Here is a 16,564-nt window from a genome sequence, read left to right on the forward strand (position 1 = left end):
CGTTCCTACCCATCCAACGTTCGAAAGGTTGAGTCTGTTCCACTCAAGTTTGAATTGTTCGCTCGAGCCGTTCCAACGCTCGTGCCGCTCGCCGGTTCGAGTGGAACGCTACGCCCCGACATCGGCGAAAACGACGACTCCGACACCGCCGATACGGTGATTGCGCATGTAGATGACCTTCGGGTGCCTACGATGGCGACGGCCGTCAATCGATGCATCATCATTCAGCCCTAGTCGAGGAGCCAACGGATGCGCGCGATCGTGGTACGGAAGTTCGGAGCGACACCGGAGCTAGCCGAGATGCCGATACCCGAGCCGGGGCCGGGAACCGTGCGGGTGCAACTCCAGGCGGCGGGGGTGAATCCCTTCGACCAGCGGATGGCCTCCGGAATACTGGACGGCAAACTGCCACATGATTTTCCGATGATCCTCGGGGTGGACGGCGCGGGCACCGTGGCCACGGTCGGCGCTGGCGTCAGCCGGTTCGCGGTCGGCGACCGGGTGGTGGGCAAGTTCCTCACACCACCGGTCGGCCACGGCAGCTTCGCCGAGTACGCCGTGCTGCCCGAAGGCGGCACGCTGGTGCCCATTCCGGTGGGCGTCCCGACCGTCCAGGCCGCGGCGTTGCCGACCGCGGGGGTCACCGCGCAGGATCTCGTGGACGCCACCAACATCCAACCCGGTCAAACCGTGCTGATCGTCGGCGCCACCGGTGGCGTCGGCTCGTTCCTGGTGCAGCTGGCAAATATCGCGGGCGCGCATGTCATCGCGACCGCGCGTGGCGACTCCGCCGACCAGATGACCCGCCTCGGCGCGGCCGAGACGGTCGACTACACCGCGGGCCCGGTGCGCGATCAAGTCCTCGCCGCCCATCCCGAAGGCATAGACGTCCTGTTCGACCTGGTGAGCTCGCCCGAGGCGCTCGCGGCGCTGACCACCATCGTCCGCGACGGCGGGACGGTCTACTCCACCACCTTCGCCGCCGACGAAGAGGCCTTGCGCGCGCGGTCCATCAAGGGCGGCAATATCGAATCCAAGGGGAAAGCACCCGAATTGGCCCGGCTGATCCAGCGGGTGGCGGCAGGCGACGTGGTGGTACCGATCGACGCGACCGTTCCACTCGCGGAGGGGCCCGCGGTCATCGGCGCGTCCGGCGCGCGTGGCAAGACCGTGCTCGCCATTTGAGCAGCGCTGGATCGACATCCCGCGAGACCACCCGGAGGTGTGCGTGAGCACCCGACCGCCCGAATTCGGCCTTTTCCTCATCCCGGAAGCCGACAACCACCGGCAGCTCACCGAGCTGAGCGCGTACGCCGACGCGTCCGGGCTCGACCTCATCGGCATCCAGGACCACCCCTACCAGCGCCGCTTCCTGGACACCTGGACGCTGATCACCGCCCTCGCGGCGCGCACAACGCGAGTGAGCTTCTTCCCCGACGTGGCCAACCTTCCGTTGCGCGATCCGGCGATCCTCGCGAAGTCGGTGGCCTCCCTCGACATCCTCAGCGACGGCCGGATCCATCTCGGCCTGGGCGCCGGCGCCTTCTGGGATGCCGTCGCCGGGATGGGCGGGCCGCGCCGGACCGGCGGAGAGGCGCTGCGAGCCCTGGCCGAGGCGATCGCGGTGATCCGGGCGATGTGGAGCGACGAACGATCCGTCCGTGTGCCCGGCGTCTTCTACTCGCTCGCGGGCACTCACCCAGGCCCACCTCCGCGCCACCGTCCCGGCATCTGGGTCGGCGCCAAGGGACCGCGCATGCTCGAGCTGACCGGTCGCCTCGCCGACGGCTGGGTGCCCTCGGCCGCGTGGGCTCCGCCGGAGTTGCTCGACGAGGCGGGCAGGCGCATCGACGACGCCGCCGCGGCGGCCGACCGCGACCCGCTGGCGGTGCGGCGGGTCTACAACGTGTCCGGAACCATCACCGCGGACGGAACCGACCACGGCTTCCTGGAGGGCCCGCCGGAGCGCTGGGTCGACGACCTGCTGGCACTGCACCGCGACCAGCGGATCGACGGATTCGTCTTCTGGCCGACCGACGGGGAACCGGTCGAGCAGATCCGTCGTTATACCGAGCAGGTCGTGCCCGCGGTCCGTGCTGCCGCCGGGGCCTGACCGGCCATCTCATCGCGACGACGCGGCGAGGGTTCCGGTGCGGCTCGTCCGCGGCCCCGAAGGGCGGGTCAGCGACATCCGCGTTTGCCCACCGATTACCGTTTGGGCCGGTCTTACGCCCTATACCCAACACGACCACGGCATTTTCGGGGATACTTGTCGGCGGGAGACCGCCGGTAACGGGTATGTCCCCGGGCAGAACTGAGGGAAAGGAAGCTCGACGTCGTGGATGCGCGTTCGGCTGCGCTGGTCCGCGCCAATTTTCGTTCGGTGATCGAATCGCCGAATGGACCCGAGCGGTTGGTCAGCGCGTTCTACGGACATTTGTTCGCCGAGAACCCCCGCCTGCGCGAGTTGTTCCCGCCCGCCATGGACATGCAGGCCAAGCGGATAGCCACGGCCATCCAGTACGTGCTCGACCATCTGGAGGACTGGGACCGGGCACAGAAATTCCTCGAGCAACTCGCCCGCGACCACCGCAAGTTCGGCGTCGAGGCAGCCCACTACGACATCGCGGGGCGCGCCCTGCTGGCCGCGTTCCGGGTCTACAACGGCCCGGCCTGGAACCGCGGCCTGGAAGAGGGCTGGCGCGACATCACCATCCTGATCTCGGCGTCCATGGCCATCGGCGCCAACTCCGACAAGTCCCAGCCGTACTGGGAGGCGACCGTGGTTGGTCATCGCCGCGTGTTGGAGGACCTGGCCATCGTGCGCCTGCAGTCCGAGGGGCCGGTGCCCTACCAGGCCGGACAGTACGTGCCGGTCTGCGTGCCGCAGCGTCCGAAGATGTGGCGCTACCTCTCCCCGGCCATCCCGTCCAACCCGTACGGCGAGATCGAGTTCCACGTGCGCAAGATCCGCGGTGGGTGGGTGAGCCCCGCGATCGTCAACGAGACCAGGGTCGGCGACCGGTGGCAGATCGCCGGGCCACTGGGCGGCCTGCACGTCGACCGGGACAGCGGCCGCGACGTGCTGATGATCGGCGCGGGCACCGGCATCGCCCCGCTGCGGGCGCAACTGATCGAGATGGGCCAGCGCGGCATCAACCCGCGGGTGCACTTCTTCATCGGCGGCCGCTACCCCTGCGACCTGTACGACGTGGAGAACATGTGGCAGCTGTCGCAGAGCAACCCGTGGCTGACCGTCGTGCCGGTGTGCGAGCAGAAGACCAACCCGTGGTGGTACCCGCATCCAGCGCAGGACGCACCGTACGGCATGCACCGGCGCCTGATCGGTAACCTTGGCGCCGTGGTCGCGAGCTTCGGCGCGTGGGCGGACCGGCAGATCCAGATCGCCGGGTCGGCGCGCATGATCGCGGACACCCGGCGCGCGCTCATCGCCGTCGGCACGCCCGAGCAGATCATCAGCTGCGACCCTGTGTAAACGAAGGAGGCCCCGGTGGGGGATCCGAGCATGCTCGGCAACGGTGCGCACGAGGCGCCGGAGTGGACCTCGACCGTGGTCGGCCATCATCGGCTGCGTCACGACCTCGCGGTGATCCGGTTGATCGGCGAATTCGTGCCGTTCGCCGCGGGCCAGTCGGTCGAGGTGCGGGTGCCGCAGCACCCCGGCGTGCGGCGCAGGCTCTCCCCGGCGCTGCCGCCCTCGCTGGACGGCAAGCTGGAGTTCCACGTGCGCACGGTGCCGGGCGGCTGGTGCAGCGGCGCGATCGTGGCCGACACCCAGCCCGGTGACGAGTGGCGGATCAGCGCTCCGCTCGGCGGGTTCTGGGTGGACCCGGACGGCCCCGAGGTGGTCATGATCGCGGGTGGAACGGGATTGGCGCCGATGCGCGCGCAGATCCTCAAGCTGGCCCGCAAGCCGGAGCCGCCGCGCACCTATCTGTTCGTCGGCGCGCGCTACCCGCGCGACCTCTACGCCGAGGACATGCTGTACCTGCTGGCCGGGGAATTGCCCTGGCTCACCGTGATTCCCGTGGTGGAGAGCCCGGAGGACCCGGACTGGGTGGACGAGTGGTACGAGCAGTCCCGCGTCGACATCGGCTTCCCATCCGACGACCTGCTCTACGGCACGCTCGCCGACGTGGTCGGCTCGCACGGCGCGTTCCTGGACCACCAGGTCCTCGTCTGCGGCTCCCCCGCGATGGTGCAGACCACCGTCGAGCGACTGCTCGAAACCGGAACCCCGGCGGAAGTCATCCAATTCGAGGGACTCTGAGCCAGCCCGGCGCCGCACATTCAGAACAGCGGGTCGTGGCGGATGTTCTTCGCCATCGTCCCCGCCGCCATGAGGCGAAACTTCGTGGTCTGCACCATCGACGGGGAACCGACGATCTGCACGTCGCGGTCGGCCCAGGGGCCGAAGCTCGCGACGACTTTGCCGATCTGCCCGGTCACCCGCGGCTCCAGGCCGGGCCACGGGCCGCGCGGCTCGTCGGGTTCGATGTGCCACCACGGGTCGTCCTCGTGTTCGGTCACCGGCGTGACGGTGAGCCAGCGGTTGGCCATCGCAAGGTCGTTCAACGTGTCCAGATCGTAGAGATCGCACGGATGATGCCCGCCGACGAACAGGTGCACCTTCGGATTGGTTCGCCGCTGCGCCATCGCCATGAGTTGCGCGCGCAGCGGTGCCAGGCCGGTGCCGCAGCCGACCATCAGCATCTTGCGCTTGGTGTTGCGCGGGATGCCGAGCCCACCGAGCGGCGACCCGAGCAGCCACTGGTCGCCGACCGCGGTCTGGGCGACGATGGCCGAGCTGACCCAGCCGCCGAGCACGCCACGGACGTGGAATTCGATCTCACCGTTGTCGTTCGCGGGCACGGCGGGTGAGAGGTAGCGCCACATGCGCGGCCGCGACGGAATCTGCACGCTCAGATATTGGCCCGCGGCATACCGCATCGGCTGGTCGAGTTGCAGCCGGACGATGATCAGGTTGCGCAGCACCTGGCGCCGCTCGATGACGGTGCCGGTCCACACCGGCGGCGTGGTCTCCTTCTCCGCCGCGCCGATCATGGTGTCGGAGATGATCTTCAGACCCTCGTCCCAGGCCCGGTCGACCTCGTCGGTCCACATCTCGGTTCCCGCGAACACCTTGACGGCCGTCTTCAGCGCGGTGGCCACGGCGGTGTAGTGCGCGGCCTGCACGCCGTATTTGCGGTGGTCCCTGCCCAATTGAGCCAGGAAGGGTAGGAGCTTCTCGGGCTCCTCCAACCGGTCCAGCGCATACGAGATCGCCTTGACCAGGCGATCGCGCTGGGAGTCCATCGCGGCCGGAAAGAAATCGCGGACGTGCGGATAGTCGGTGAACAAGATCGCGTAGAACGATCTCGCCAGTTTCTCCGGCCCCCCATCCTCCGCAGCAACCGCCTTGAATGTGGTTCTGATCAAAGCGACAGTGCGCGAATCCATTGATATCACAACCCCATTTCGCACTCGTACACGAACCGTGCCGGCGAGTGAGGTGCTGCGGGGCCACTCGACAGCAGCCGATGGCAAGGAGTGTAGGCGAGGTTTGCCAGCTACGGAATCTTTCGATGGAACATCACGCGTGCAATTTCAGCAAAACGAGGGCAGAAAGCGAGACACGCCAGAGAAACCGACTGCAAGACGGCGCATCTGGCGCAAAATCGGCCGGATGACCGCCGAAATCTCAAGGCCCCCTTGCGAAATTACGTCCCGATCGGTCTGTTCCAGCGACCGTGGGGCAACTCTGGAACTGCCGATCCGATCACGGCGCATCCGAACACCGCCGATACCGTCGATCGGTCTATGGTGAAAACGCCCAGGTGCTTCGGCGCGAAAATGGCGTGATTTGTACGATATACGACGAACATATCCTGGTTTACTGTCAGCAAATCGGGTGGCGACCACGCCGGAACGACAAGGCCCCCGGCCTGGCGATAGCGCTGCGCGATCGCCAGGCCGGGGGCCTGATGGTGTGTCGTTACCGGCGGTGCCTGCTGTCGTCGCGGCGATTGCGCGGCTGCCAGACGACCAACGCGGTACTGCGTTGCGGAGGAGAGAGATCGGGGCGGTACCCCGCCCGCATCCGCTCCAGCTCCGCCGACAGCTCGGCGACCTGCTGACGCAGTTCCTCCACCTGATTGGTCAGTTCGATGATGCGCTTGATGCCCGCCAGGTTGACGCCCTCGTCCTGGGACAGCCGCTGCACCTCGCGCAGCAGCTCCACGTCCCTGGCCGAGTAGCGCCGCCCGCCGCCCGAAGTGCGTTGCGGCGTAACCAGTCCCAGACGGTCATACGTGCGCAGCGTCTGCGCGTGCATGCCGGCCAGCTGGGCCGCCACCGAGATCATGAAGAACTCGGCGCGCGACCCGCCGGACGCGTTCTTCGGTTCAGAGGACATCACGCACCTGCCCATCCCGCACGTGGATCGAAACCACTGGCCCGCTCCGCCTCCCGGTAGCGCTCGAGCGCTTCCACGGCGTCACTGTCCAGTTTCTGCGGCACCGCCACCTTGACGGTCACCAGCAGGTCACCCGCGCCGCCGCCGCGCTTGGGCACGCCGCGGCCACGCACGCGCAGGGTACGGCCGTCGGCGGTGCCCGGCGGCACCTTGACGCCGACCCGGCCCTCCAGCGTGGGCACCGACACCGTGGTGCCGAGCACCAATTCGGCGTAACTGACCGGAAGCACCAGGGTCAGGTCGTCGCCGTTGCGGCCGAAGACCTTGTCCTGGCTGACGTGAACGGTGACGTAGAGATCGCCCGAGGGCGCCCCACGCAGCCCCGCCTCGCCCTGACCGGCCAGCCGGATCCGTTGCCCGTCACCGACTCCAGGGGGAATCCGCACCGTGATGGTACGTGTGCGGTTCTGGATACCGCTGCCACGGCAGTCGGCGCACGGATCGTCGATGATCGAACCGCTGCCCCGGCACTCGTCGCACGGCTCGCTGAAGCCGAACGCGCCCTGGTTGCGGCTGACCACGCCGTTTCCGTTGCAGACCGGGCAGACTCGCGGACTCGTCCCCGGCTTGGCGCCGCTGCCGTGACACGTGGTGCACGGCGAGGGGCTGGTCATCCGCAGCGGAACCGTGACGCCCTGGGCCGCCTCCCGGAAGCCGAGAGTCGTCTCGGTCTCCACGTCGGAGCCGCGCCGGGGGCGGCTGGAGGTCCGCGTGCCACCCCGGTTGAACAGACCGCCGAGCAGGTCGCCGAGGCCACCGTCGCCCGCGGTCGCGCCACCGAAGATGTCGCCGAGGTTGAACTCCTGCGAGAATCCGCCCGCGCCGGAACCGAAGCCGCCCCGGCTGTATCCGCCGCCCGCGAAGAGCTTACGCGTGTCGTCGTACTCTTTGCGCTTGGCCGGATCCGACAGCACGGCATGCGCCTCGCTGACGGCCTTGAACCGCTCCTCGGCTTTGGTGTCACCGGGATTGGCGTCCGGGTGCAAGTCGCGTGCGAGCTTGCGGTAGGCCTTCTTGATCTCGTCCTGCGAGGCAGTGGAGGAGAGACCCAGCTCCTTGTAGAAGTCCTTTTCGATCCACTCCCGTTGGCTCACCGAGCATCTCCTCCTCTCGCGTGCTTAATTGTCGTTCGCGTCGGCATCAACGTCCGATGCCTCTTCCGTCGCCCGATCGGCGGTCGCCGCCTCGGTGGTTTCCGTCAGATCGGCCACGCCATCGGTTACCCCGACGAGCGCGTGCCGAAGCACCCTATCGCCGAAGCGATAGCCTTTGCGCATCACGATGCCGATCACCGGGTCGTGGCCGGAACCCTCGTGCTGCACGGCCTCGTGCAGGGTCGGATCGAAAGGGTCACCCTCCGAACCGAACTCCTCGAGACCCTGCTTCTGCAGCGCGGCCGCCAGCTTGTCGGCCACCGACTTCAGCGGACCCGATTCCAAGTCGCCGTGCGCTCGCGCCCGGTCGAGATCGTCGAGCACACCCAGCAATTCGGTGACCACCGAGGCCTTGGCGGCGTCGATCGCGGTCTTGCGGTCGCGCTCGACCCGGCGGCGGTAGTTGGCGTACTCCGCGGTCAGCCGCTGCAGATCCGCGGTGCGCTCGGCGAGTTCGCCGCTGATGGTGTCGGCGAGCGCCTGAGACTCCCCGCCGTTGTCCGGTTCCGCGCCGTTGCCCGACTCCGGGGCCGGGCCGGCCGCGGTGCCGTTGTCCGCGGCCGGCTCGCGAATCTCCCCGGTCTCCGGGTCGATCTTCCGGTTGTCGACGAAGGTGATCGGTTCCTTCTCCGCGTTTCCCTCGCTCACTTCTTCTCCGTGTCGACCGGCTCGTCCACAACCTCGGCGTCCACGACCTGGTCATCCGACGCGGCGCTCGACGACGCGCCGTCGCCGGAAGCCGCGGCGTCCGCGGCCGAGGCCTCGTAGATGGCCTGGCCGAGCGCCTGCGACTCGGTCGCCAGCTTCTCCACGGCCGCCTTGACCGCGGCGATGTCGGTGCCCTTGAGGGCCGTGTTCGCCTCGGCGATGGCCGCCTCGACCTTGGACTTGACGTCCGCAGGGACCTTGTCCTCGTTCTCCTTGATGAACTTCTCGGTCTGGTGCACCAGCGACTCGGCCTGGTTGCGGGTCTCGGCCTCCTCGCGGCGGGCCTTGTCCTCGGCGGCGTGCGCCTCGGCGTCCTTGATCATCCGGTCGATCTCTTCCTTGGACAGGCCGGAGCCGTCCTGGATCTTGATCGTGTTCTCCTTGCCGGTGCCCTTGTCCTTCGCGGTGACGTGCACGATGCCGTTGGCGTCGATGTCGAAGGTGACCTCGATCTGCGGCACGCCGCGCGGGGCCGGCGGGATGCCGGTCAGCTCGAAGGAGCCGAGCAGTTTGTTGTGCGAGGCGATCTCGCGCTCACCCTGGAACACCTGGATCTGCACCGACGGCTGGTTGTCGTCGGCCGTGGTGAAGGTCTCCGAGCGCTTGGTCGGGATGGTGGTGTTGCGCTCGATGAGCTTGGTCATCACGCCGCCCTTGGTCTCGATGCCCAGCGACAGCGGGGTCACGTCGAGCAGCAGGACGTCCTTGACCTCACCCTTGAGCACACCGGCCTGCAGCGCGGCGCCGACGGCGACCACCTCGTCCGGGTTCACGCCCTTGTTCGGCTCCTTGCCGCCGGTCAGCTCGCGCACCAGGTCGGTGACGGCGGGCATGCGGGTGGAACCGCCGACCAGCACGACGTGGTCGATGTCGGACACCTTGATGCCCGCGTCCTTGATCACGGACTGGAACGGCGCGCGGGTGCGGTCGAGCAGGTCCGAGGTGATCTTCTGGAACTCGGCGCGGGTCAGCTGCTCGTCGAGGAACAGCGGGTTCTTGTCGGCGTCGACGGTGATGTAGGGCAGGTTGATCGAGGTGCTCTGCGAGGAGCTCAGCTCGATCTTGGCCTTCTCGGCGGCCTCACGCAGCCGCTGCATGGCCATCTTGTCCTTGGTCAGGTCGATGCCCGAGCTGGCCTTGAACTTGTCGACCAGCCACTTGACGACCCGCTCGTCCCAGTCGTCGCCACCGAGGTGGTTGTCACCCGAGGTAGCGCGGACCTCGACGACGCCCTCGCCGATCTCCAGCAGCGAGACGTCGAAGGTGCCGCCACCGAGGTCGAAGACCAGGATGGTCTGCTCCTTGTCGCCCTTGTCCAGGCCGTACGCGAGCGCGGCCGCGGTGGGCTCGTTGACGATGCGGAGCACGTTCATGCCCGCGATCTGGCCTGCCTCCTTGGTCGCCTGACGCTGCGAGTCCTCGAAGTAGGCCGGCACGGTGATGACCGCGTCGGTGATCTCCTCACCGAGGTAGGCCTCCGCGTCGCGCTTGAGCTTCATCAGCACGCGGGCGCTGATCTCCTGCGCGGTGTACTTCTTGCCGTCGATGTCCACCGACCAGTCGGTGCCGATGTGCCGCTTGACGGAGCGAATGGTGCGGTCGACGTTGGTGACGGCCTGGTTCTTGGCCGGCTGGCCGACCAGTACCTCGCCGTTCTTCGCGAACGCGACGATCGACGGGGTGGTGCGCGATCCTTCCGAGTTGGCGACGACGACCGGCTCTCCGCCTTCGAGAATGGAGACGACCGAGTTCGTGGTCCCGAGGTCGATTCCGACCGCACGAGCCATTGTGTTTCCTCCTAGTTGACGTACAAATCTGTGTCGGTGCTGGGCGAACAACCGCCCTTCGGCGCCCATGCCGGGCACCGCGAGACCTCGCCCCTCGCACCTCACGGAGCACGGCCCCAGCAACACTGAGCGTGGTCGACTCAATCCTGCATCGGCAGGAGGTCGGGAGTCAACCGAAACTTGAGCCGGTCACACTCAATCTTGTTGTCATGCTCAACGGGCGATCCGCGCGAATAATTCCCGGAGCAGGAGACGGATGGCGCGTCGGGTGACCGCCGCGCGGCCGAGGAAGCCGCGATCAGCGCGTGACGGTTCAGCTCGTCCAGGCCGGTCCCCGCACTAGGGTGACGACCAGGGCGGCCCGACCGGGCCCGCGCCGTCGATCCGAGGAGTCGCCATGAGGGCCGCCGTCGTCACCGCCGCCGAGTTCGAGGTCGCCGAACTGCCCACACCGCGTCCCGGGCCCGGCCAGGTGCTGATCGAGGTGACCCGCTGCGGCATCTGCGGCTCGGACCTGCACGCCCGCACGCACGCCGACGAATTGGCCGACTTGGCGGTGGCGACCGGATACGAGCACTTCATGCGCTCGGAGCAGAGCGTGGTGCTCGGACACGAATTCAGCGGCACGGTCGTCGAATACGGCCCCGACTGCCGCAGGCGGTGGAAGACGGGCACCCCGGTGGTCGCCCTGCCGATCGTGCGGCACGGCACGCAACCGCATCTGGTCGGGCTTTCGGCCGCGGCGCCCGGCGGCTATGCCGAACAGGTGGTGGTCCAGGAATCGATGACCATGCCGGTGCCCAACGGCTTGTCCGCCGAGCACGCCGCGCTGACCGAACCGATGGCGGTGGCCTGGCACGCCGTGCGCAAGGGCCGGGTCGGCACGGGCCGGACCGCCTTCGTCATCGGCTGCGGGCCGATCGGCCTCGCGGTCATCAGCATGCTGAAGGCCGCGGGCGTGCGCACCGTGGTGGCGAGCGATTTCTCACCCCGCCGTCGCCAACTCGCGACCGCCTGCGGCGCCGACGTCGTGGTCGACCCGGCGACCGAGTCGCCGTGGGAAGCCGCTCCGCAGAAGGGGCGGATCAAAGGCGTCACCGACATCCTCGGCCTGGGTTTCGACACCATGGAACGGCTCCGGCGGCTCCCCGGCCTGCCGTGGTGGTATGTCTTCCGGCTGGCGCACACCCTGAACGCGGGACCGGCGGGGCCGGTGATCTTCGAATGCGTGGGCGTGCCCGGGATCATCGATCAGATCCTCACGGCGGCGCCGCCACTGTCACGTGTGGTCGTGGTCGGCGTGTGCATGGAGGCAGACCGGTTCCATCCCGCGATGGCGATCAACAAGGAGATCGAACTGCGGTTCGTGCTCGGCTACGACCCGGGCGAGTTCCGCGACACCCTGCACATGCTCGCCGACGGAAAAGTCGATCCGAGCCCGTTGATCACCGCGACCGTCGGGCTGGAAGGCGTTGCGGACGCCTTCACCGCTCTCGGCAACCCGGAGCGGCACGCGAAGATCCTGATCGACCCGCGCGCCCGCGCTGTCACACCGGTCTGAGCGCTCGCCCCATCACGGGGCGGAGGCGAGGACGTCGTCGGCGATCTTCTCGTCCAGCGTCACCCGCACGAGCGCGGCGGCGAGCTCCGCGGTGTGGTGGTTCGGTGCGAGGTCGCCCAGCCGGGCGGGATCCTCCGGCAGCTGGACGCGTTTGGCGCCGCGCAGCGCCCGCTCGTCGAAGTACGGCCGCACCCACGTCCAGATGTCCTGGACTTCGCGCAGGAAGATGTCGCTTCCGGTCGGGCCGATGCCCTGGAACTCCTGCAGCAATTCGGCGGCACGCTTCGGATCGCGCTCCGCCTTCTTCGCGAGTTCACGCAGGTCTCCGTGATACCGGTCGAGCACGCGCGACGCATTGGCGCCCAGACGGGTCGCGGCGCTCTCGTCGTACCGGACGTAGTTCGCCCGGTCGAGCACGTCCACCAGCTCCTGCCAATCCGCGTCCGCGACCCGGTGCGGCGTGCGGTAGCCGTTGGCGATCAGCTCCCGTGCGGCCGCTACCCCGATCTCGGCGGAGATTCGGGTGCTGAGCAGCTGGGCGAGCATGAGCAGCTGGAACAGCGCGGACGGTTTGTCCTCGAGCGTGATACCGGCTTCTTCGGCGTACCCCGTGCCCGCCCGGACGAGCAGTTCGTGTACGACATCCTCTTGGCTCATCGTTGCCTCCTCTCGCTATCGGCGGCATACCCGGCGCCACGTCGGCTACACCGTCCGCGACCAGGCGTCTCGGCACGCCGGAGGCCACCGCGGGAGGGCGGCTGGATGCCTCGACGCACCAGGCAGGAGGCGTTATTCCGGCAGCAGACTCAGAGCGCCTTCCGCGCTGCGTGCCGCCGTGAGGCAGGCGGTGACGGTGAACTGATCGGCGAGGGGATGGCGGGCGCGGGCGCGCCATTTCCGGACCGCCGCGACGGCGTGGGCGCGCTGCACCGCGGGCGCGGCGTCGATCGGCAGGCCGAGGCGCAGATGGGGTGCGATGCCCGAGCCGCCGATGAGGCGATGCAGCTCGGTGAGATCGTCCGCGGGCAAGGCAAGTTCGTCGGTGCGCAAGCGGCCGAGCAGGCGTAGCTCGGCGAAACCGTGCACGTCCGCGAGCAGCGTGCGCACCCGGGGCAACACGCGGTCGGCCGGTGTGCCCGGGTAGGCGGTGAGCACCCTGGCCAACGCCGTGAGCGCGGAATGCGCCTTGAGCTGGTCGGCCCGCTGGCCGAACTGGATGTCGAGCACCGAGCGCAGTTCGTCGACCCCGCTGCGGCTGGTCAATTCGGCGGCGAGCGTGGCCGAATCGCGCACCCCGAGGCGAATCAGGGTGACCGCCATGCGGATACCGAACAGGCCGAATCGTTCGGCGAGTTGCGCGCGCAGTTCCGGCGGCACCGGCAGCGGAACGGCCGCGCGCGCGAAGCGATCCGCCGACAGCAGCGCGGCCTCCAGCTCGTTGACGCGCAGGCTCGCCAGTGCCTCGAACGCGGCGAACTCCTGCTGACGCAGCGTCGCCGCGGCGAACGCCAGCAGCCCCGCGACCGGGATCACGGCCTGGCACAAGCCGGTTCGCTCGAGTTCCCCGGCAAAACGCGCCGCGACCTCCCGCGCCGAGTGCAACGCGTCGATCCGACCCGCGCCGATCTCGTCCGCGCGGGAAACCACGCCGACGATGCCGAGCGGACCCGCCGACCCCGGACCACCGTTGGCCGCCGCGGTCCCCGCGCCGACGCGCTCCAGGAACTGCACATCCGCCGCGTCCAGCCTGCGCAGCAGATACACGACCGCGTCGGCGCCCGGTATGGCGATGCCCTGCTCGGCCCGCTCGTCGTCCTCCCCTGGCGTCAACAGCCGTGTGGTGCGCCGGGATACCTCCCGCGACAGCGACGACGTCCCCGGCGTATCGATGATGGTCGTGTGCGCGAGCGCCGCCGCGGGCCATTCGACCTCGAGGTGGTCGACCTCGCGCGGCATAGGGGCGCTCCAGTTGAGCCGATCCAGGTCGAAGGTCAGCCCATGCGTTCCACTGCCGCGCCGGACCACGACGTGCGCGCGGGCGCCGTCGGCGGCGTACGCGGTCACGCTCGGGGTGGAGCCGTACCGGTACCACGTGACCACCCTGGTGCACTCGGTCGCGTCCGTGGGTGCGATGTCTTGCCCGACAAGGGAATTCAGCAGCGTCGACTTGCCCGCCTTGATCGAACCGGCCAGCGCCACACGCAACGGCTGGTCCAGTCGTCGGGCGCAGTCGGCCAGCAGCGCGCGCGGCCGCGGCTCGCTCGCCAGCGCCGCCTGCGCCGCACCGACCAGCCGATGCGCCTCGGCGACGATGCTGGGCACCGCGCCACTTTCGCGTCTCACGCCCGCGCCCGGCCTGCGCTCGGCTTCGTCGTGCGCCGCCGCGCCGCCGTATCCTCGGTTCACTCGCTGAGGCTCCCTCATGCCTGCGCCTCGCTGACGCTCGGCTCCGGCATGAGCGAGTGCTCCGCTGTGTCCATGGTTCGCTCGCTCCGCTCCCTCACGGGGCTACCGTACCGGCGGGTCCCCTCGGTAGTGCGGTCTGCATGGCATCGGCATATCGGCGCAGCTCGGCGACCACGCGCAGCTGCTGTTCGAGCTGTGCGCCACGCTCGGCGCGGCGGGTGGCGACCATGCTCGCCGCCTCCTGCGCGGCACGCAGCGACTCATCGATCGAGCGGAGGCTGCGCTCGGCGACGCCGGCGTAGTGATCGCGCAGCGCACGGTGGATGCGGTGCAGGCGATCCTTCGACTCCTTGCCCGCCTGGAACGCCACGTCGTCGACGAAGCGGCGCACCGCCGCCTTCGCCTCGTTGCGCCGCTTGGCCAGCCTGGCCTGCTTGTCGTCCCGGAAGGCTTTGCCGCCCACCACGAGTCCGGCACCGATCGAGATCGGGTTGAGCATCGCGAGCCCGGCGAAGGTACTGGCCAGGCCCACCATCAGCACGCCGCCGTACGAGCCGCGCATGCCGACGAGCAGCTTGCTGCCGAAGCCGATGTCGGGTTCCAGATCGGCGAGCGTGCCGGAGATGGCGCGGCCGGTGTCGGCGCGCAGGCCGGGCCGCACGTCCGGCAGGTCGACGGCGCCCAACTCGGAGAAATGCTCGGCGACCCGTTCGGCGAGCTCGATCGCGCGGGAGTGGGTCCACAGCAGGTTGTCCCCGAGCGCGGTGTCGACCGTGCCGGTGAGGTGTTCGGCGATGCGATCCCAGTGCCTGCCGGGATCGTGCTCGTCGATCCATTCCTCGGTGGTCCTGGCGATGGTGCGCAACCGGTCGCGCAGATCGTGGTCGACATCTCCAGCCAGGTCGGTGATGCCGTCGGCGAGGGTCTGCTGCCACGCGGCGGTTCTGCGGTGCAGTTCCTCGGCGGCCGTGCGGGCGGATTGCAGTTCCCGCACCGCCGCCGCGCCTTGGGCCGGATCCCGGACGGCGACCAGCTCGCTGCCCAGCGCGAGCGCGAGATGTTCCGCCGCGGAGCGGATGTCGCGGGCGACCGCAGTACGTGTGGCCACTTGGTCGCGTGCCACGACCTGGTCGCGCAGGAATTGGTAGAGCACGCCGAACCCGGATTCGACACCCAGCTGGCTGTCCTGCAACGCCATCGCGTGGCTGCGCAACAGCGACGAGACCGGGATCACCGGCACGTCGAGGCGGGCACGCGCGAGATGGCCCAGATCCGCTTCGTGCACTTGGCGCCAGTGCGGGTACAGGTCGGTCTTGGTGAGCAGCAGCGCGACCGTCGGGCACAGCTCGCGCACCTGGCGCAGGAAGGCCAGCTCCGGCTCGGTGAGCTCGGTGGAGGCGTCCGACAGCACCAGCACCGCGTCGGCGGCGGGCACCATCCCGAGCACACCGGCGGCGTGGGCGTTGCCGTGGCCGCCGACGCCGGGAGTGTCGACCAGGAGGATGCCGTCGGCCAGCAGCGCGTTGGGAATCTGAACTTCCAGACGCACGATCCGCCGCCCCTGCGCCAAGGGCGATCGCGGGTCGATCGCACCGATCTCCGCGATCGGCACGGCGACTCTGGTCTCCGCACCGCTCGAGTCGCCGTGCGCCGCGAGCACCAGCTCGGCTCGCGGCTCGGAGCCGTGCGAGAGCAGCATCGGCACCGTGGTGGTGGCGTCGTCGCCGACCGGGCAGATGTCCAGGTTCAGCAGCGCATTGACGAAACGGCTCTTCCCCTGGTCCAGCTGCCCGGCGACGACGATGCGCCTGCGCGGGTCACGGACCCGGTCGGCCGCCACCTCGAGGCGGCCGACCAGATCGTTGCGGCCCGCGGCGCGCGCCGCCGCGATGGTCTCACCGAGTACCGATAGCAGCGGTACCGCCGGTGGTGTGGCGTTCGGCGCGGGCGTCCCCATCGCGGTATGGACCTCTTTCCGTCGAACCGGTCAACTGTCAGTGCAGGAAAGTGTCGCCCGTCAGGTCGGCACCCGCCGAACCGGAGAGATCCGTGCCCGCGTGCGCGTCGCCGAACAGGCCCGCGTCGGTCTGCGCACCCGTGGTGCTGTCCAGACCCGAACCGAAGGCGCTCGACACATCCAGCGAGGACCAAGTGTGCGCGGTCGAGCCGACGCTGCCACCGAGACCCGCCCCGGTGTCCACCGCGCCGTGCGTGGCGCCGCTCGCCGAGCCACCGAGTCCGGCACCCGCGTCCGCCGCGCCGCCGACAGTCGAGTTCAGTCCACCACCGAGCCCGGACGTGGTGTCGAGGCCCGTGGACAGACCGGAGGTCGCGTGCGTACCAGCATCGATACCGCCGCTGACTCCGCTGTCCAGGCTCGAGCCCCACTGCGCACCGGCGCTCGACGCACCCTCGAGCCCGCCGGACAGCCCCGCGCCCGCGTTGCCCGCGG

Annotated in this window: 14 protein-coding genes and 1 pseudogene; 6 read left to right on the plus strand and 9 right to left on the minus strand. The window is 69.1% G+C overall.

What is annotated here, in order from left to right:
* From ON34_RS37235 to ON34_RS26790, 5 genes are all read left to right on the plus strand, one after another.
* The coding region (locus ON34_RS37235; protein WP_218003934.1) for a hypothetical protein at positions 1-234 on the plus strand (234 nt) is incomplete at its 5' end.
* A 15-nt stretch (positions 235-249) separates the two neighbouring features.
* The gene (locus tag ON34_RS26775) at positions 250-1,185 is read left to right on the plus strand and encodes an NADP-dependent oxidoreductase (protein ID WP_040784603.1); all 936 of its coding nucleotides are present in this window, start codon (positions 250-252) and stop codon (positions 1,183-1,185) included.
* A gap of 43 nt (positions 1,186-1,228) precedes the next feature.
* Entirely contained in the window at positions 1,229-2,113 is an 885-nt protein-coding gene (locus ON34_RS26780) for an LLM class flavin-dependent oxidoreductase (protein ID WP_085997142.1), read from the plus strand.
* A 225-nt stretch (positions 2,114-2,338) separates the two neighbouring features.
* Complete coding sequence (locus tag ON34_RS26785) at positions 2,339-3,496, plus strand: FAD-binding oxidoreductase (protein WP_040784606.1); 1,158 nt, start codon at positions 2,339-2,341, stop codon at positions 3,494-3,496.
* A gap of 30 nt (positions 3,497-3,526) precedes the next feature.
* Positions 3,527-4,291 carry an FAD-binding oxidoreductase gene (locus tag ON34_RS26790; RefSeq protein ID WP_040784608.1) on the plus strand — a complete coding sequence of 255 codons (765 nt, stop codon included), beginning with the start codon at positions 3,527-3,529 and terminating at the stop codon, positions 4,289-4,291.
* 20 nt (positions 4,292-4,311) lie between these two features.
* On the opposite strand, the gene ON34_RS26795 is transcribed toward ON34_RS26790, so the two are convergent.
* From ON34_RS26795 to dnaK, 5 genes are all read right to left on the minus strand, one after another.
* A complete protein-coding gene (locus tag ON34_RS26795) occupies positions 4,312-5,481 on the minus strand; it encodes an FAD-binding oxidoreductase (RefSeq protein WP_040784610.1) in 1,170 nt (389 codons plus the stop codon).
* A 535-nt stretch (positions 5,482-6,016) separates the two neighbouring features.
* Positions 6,017-6,436, minus strand: coding sequence for a heat shock protein transcriptional repressor HspR (locus ON34_RS26800; RefSeq protein ID WP_040784612.1), 420 nt, complete (start codon positions 6,434-6,436; stop codon positions 6,017-6,019).
* Positions 6,436-7,590 carry a molecular chaperone DnaJ gene (gene dnaJ, locus ON34_RS26805; RefSeq protein ID WP_040784615.1) on the minus strand — a complete coding sequence of 385 codons (1,155 nt, stop codon included), beginning with the start codon at positions 7,588-7,590 and terminating at the stop codon, positions 6,436-6,438. The genes ON34_RS26800 and dnaJ overlap by 1 nt, the downstream gene beginning before the upstream one ends.
* 24 nt (positions 7,591-7,614) lie before the next feature.
* Complete coding sequence (grpE, locus tag ON34_RS26810) at positions 7,615-8,298, minus strand: nucleotide exchange factor GrpE (protein ID WP_040784618.1); 684 nt, start codon at positions 8,296-8,298, stop codon at positions 7,615-7,617.
* Positions 8,295-10,145, minus strand: a complete 1,851-nt coding sequence (gene dnaK / locus ON34_RS26815; RefSeq protein ID WP_040784621.1) for a molecular chaperone DnaK — start codon at positions 10,143-10,145, stop codon at positions 8,295-8,297. Before dnaK ends, grpE begins: the two co-directional genes overlap by 4 nt.
* Positions 10,146-10,542: 397 nt before the next feature.
* On the opposite strand from dnaK, the gene ON34_RS26820 reads away from it, so the two are divergent.
* Entirely contained in the window at positions 10,543-11,706 is a 1,164-nt protein-coding gene (locus ON34_RS26820; protein WP_040784623.1) for a zinc-binding dehydrogenase, read from the plus strand.
* A 12-nt stretch (positions 11,707-11,718) separates the two neighbouring features.
* Here ON34_RS26820 and ON34_RS26825 read toward each other — a convergent pair whose 3' ends face one another.
* The 4 genes and pseudogenes from ON34_RS26825 to ON34_RS26840 all read right to left on the minus strand — a co-directional run.
* Complete coding sequence (locus tag ON34_RS26825; protein ID WP_040784627.1) at positions 11,719-12,363, minus strand: endonuclease; 645 nt, start codon at positions 12,361-12,363, stop codon at positions 11,719-11,721.
* 132 nt (positions 12,364-12,495) lie between these two features.
* Entirely contained in the window at positions 12,496-14,049 is a 1,554-nt protein-coding gene (locus tag ON34_RS26830) for a dynamin family protein (protein ID WP_174372078.1), read from the minus strand.
* A 157-nt stretch (positions 14,050-14,206) separates the two neighbouring features.
* Positions 14,207-16,069 (minus strand): dynamin family protein, encoded by a 1,863-nt coding sequence (locus ON34_RS26835; protein ID WP_040784629.1) that lies wholly within the window; start codon positions 16,067-16,069, stop codon positions 14,207-14,209.
* A 37-nt stretch (positions 16,070-16,106) separates the two neighbouring features.
* Positions 16,107-16,564 (minus strand): annotated as a pseudogene (locus tag ON34_RS26840) (IniB N-terminal domain-containing protein); the annotation flags it as partial.

The organism is Nocardia pneumoniae NBRC 100136 (assembly GCF_000308755.1).
Classification (GTDB): Bacteria; Actinomycetota; Actinomycetes; order Mycobacteriales; family Mycobacteriaceae; genus Nocardia; species Nocardia pneumoniae.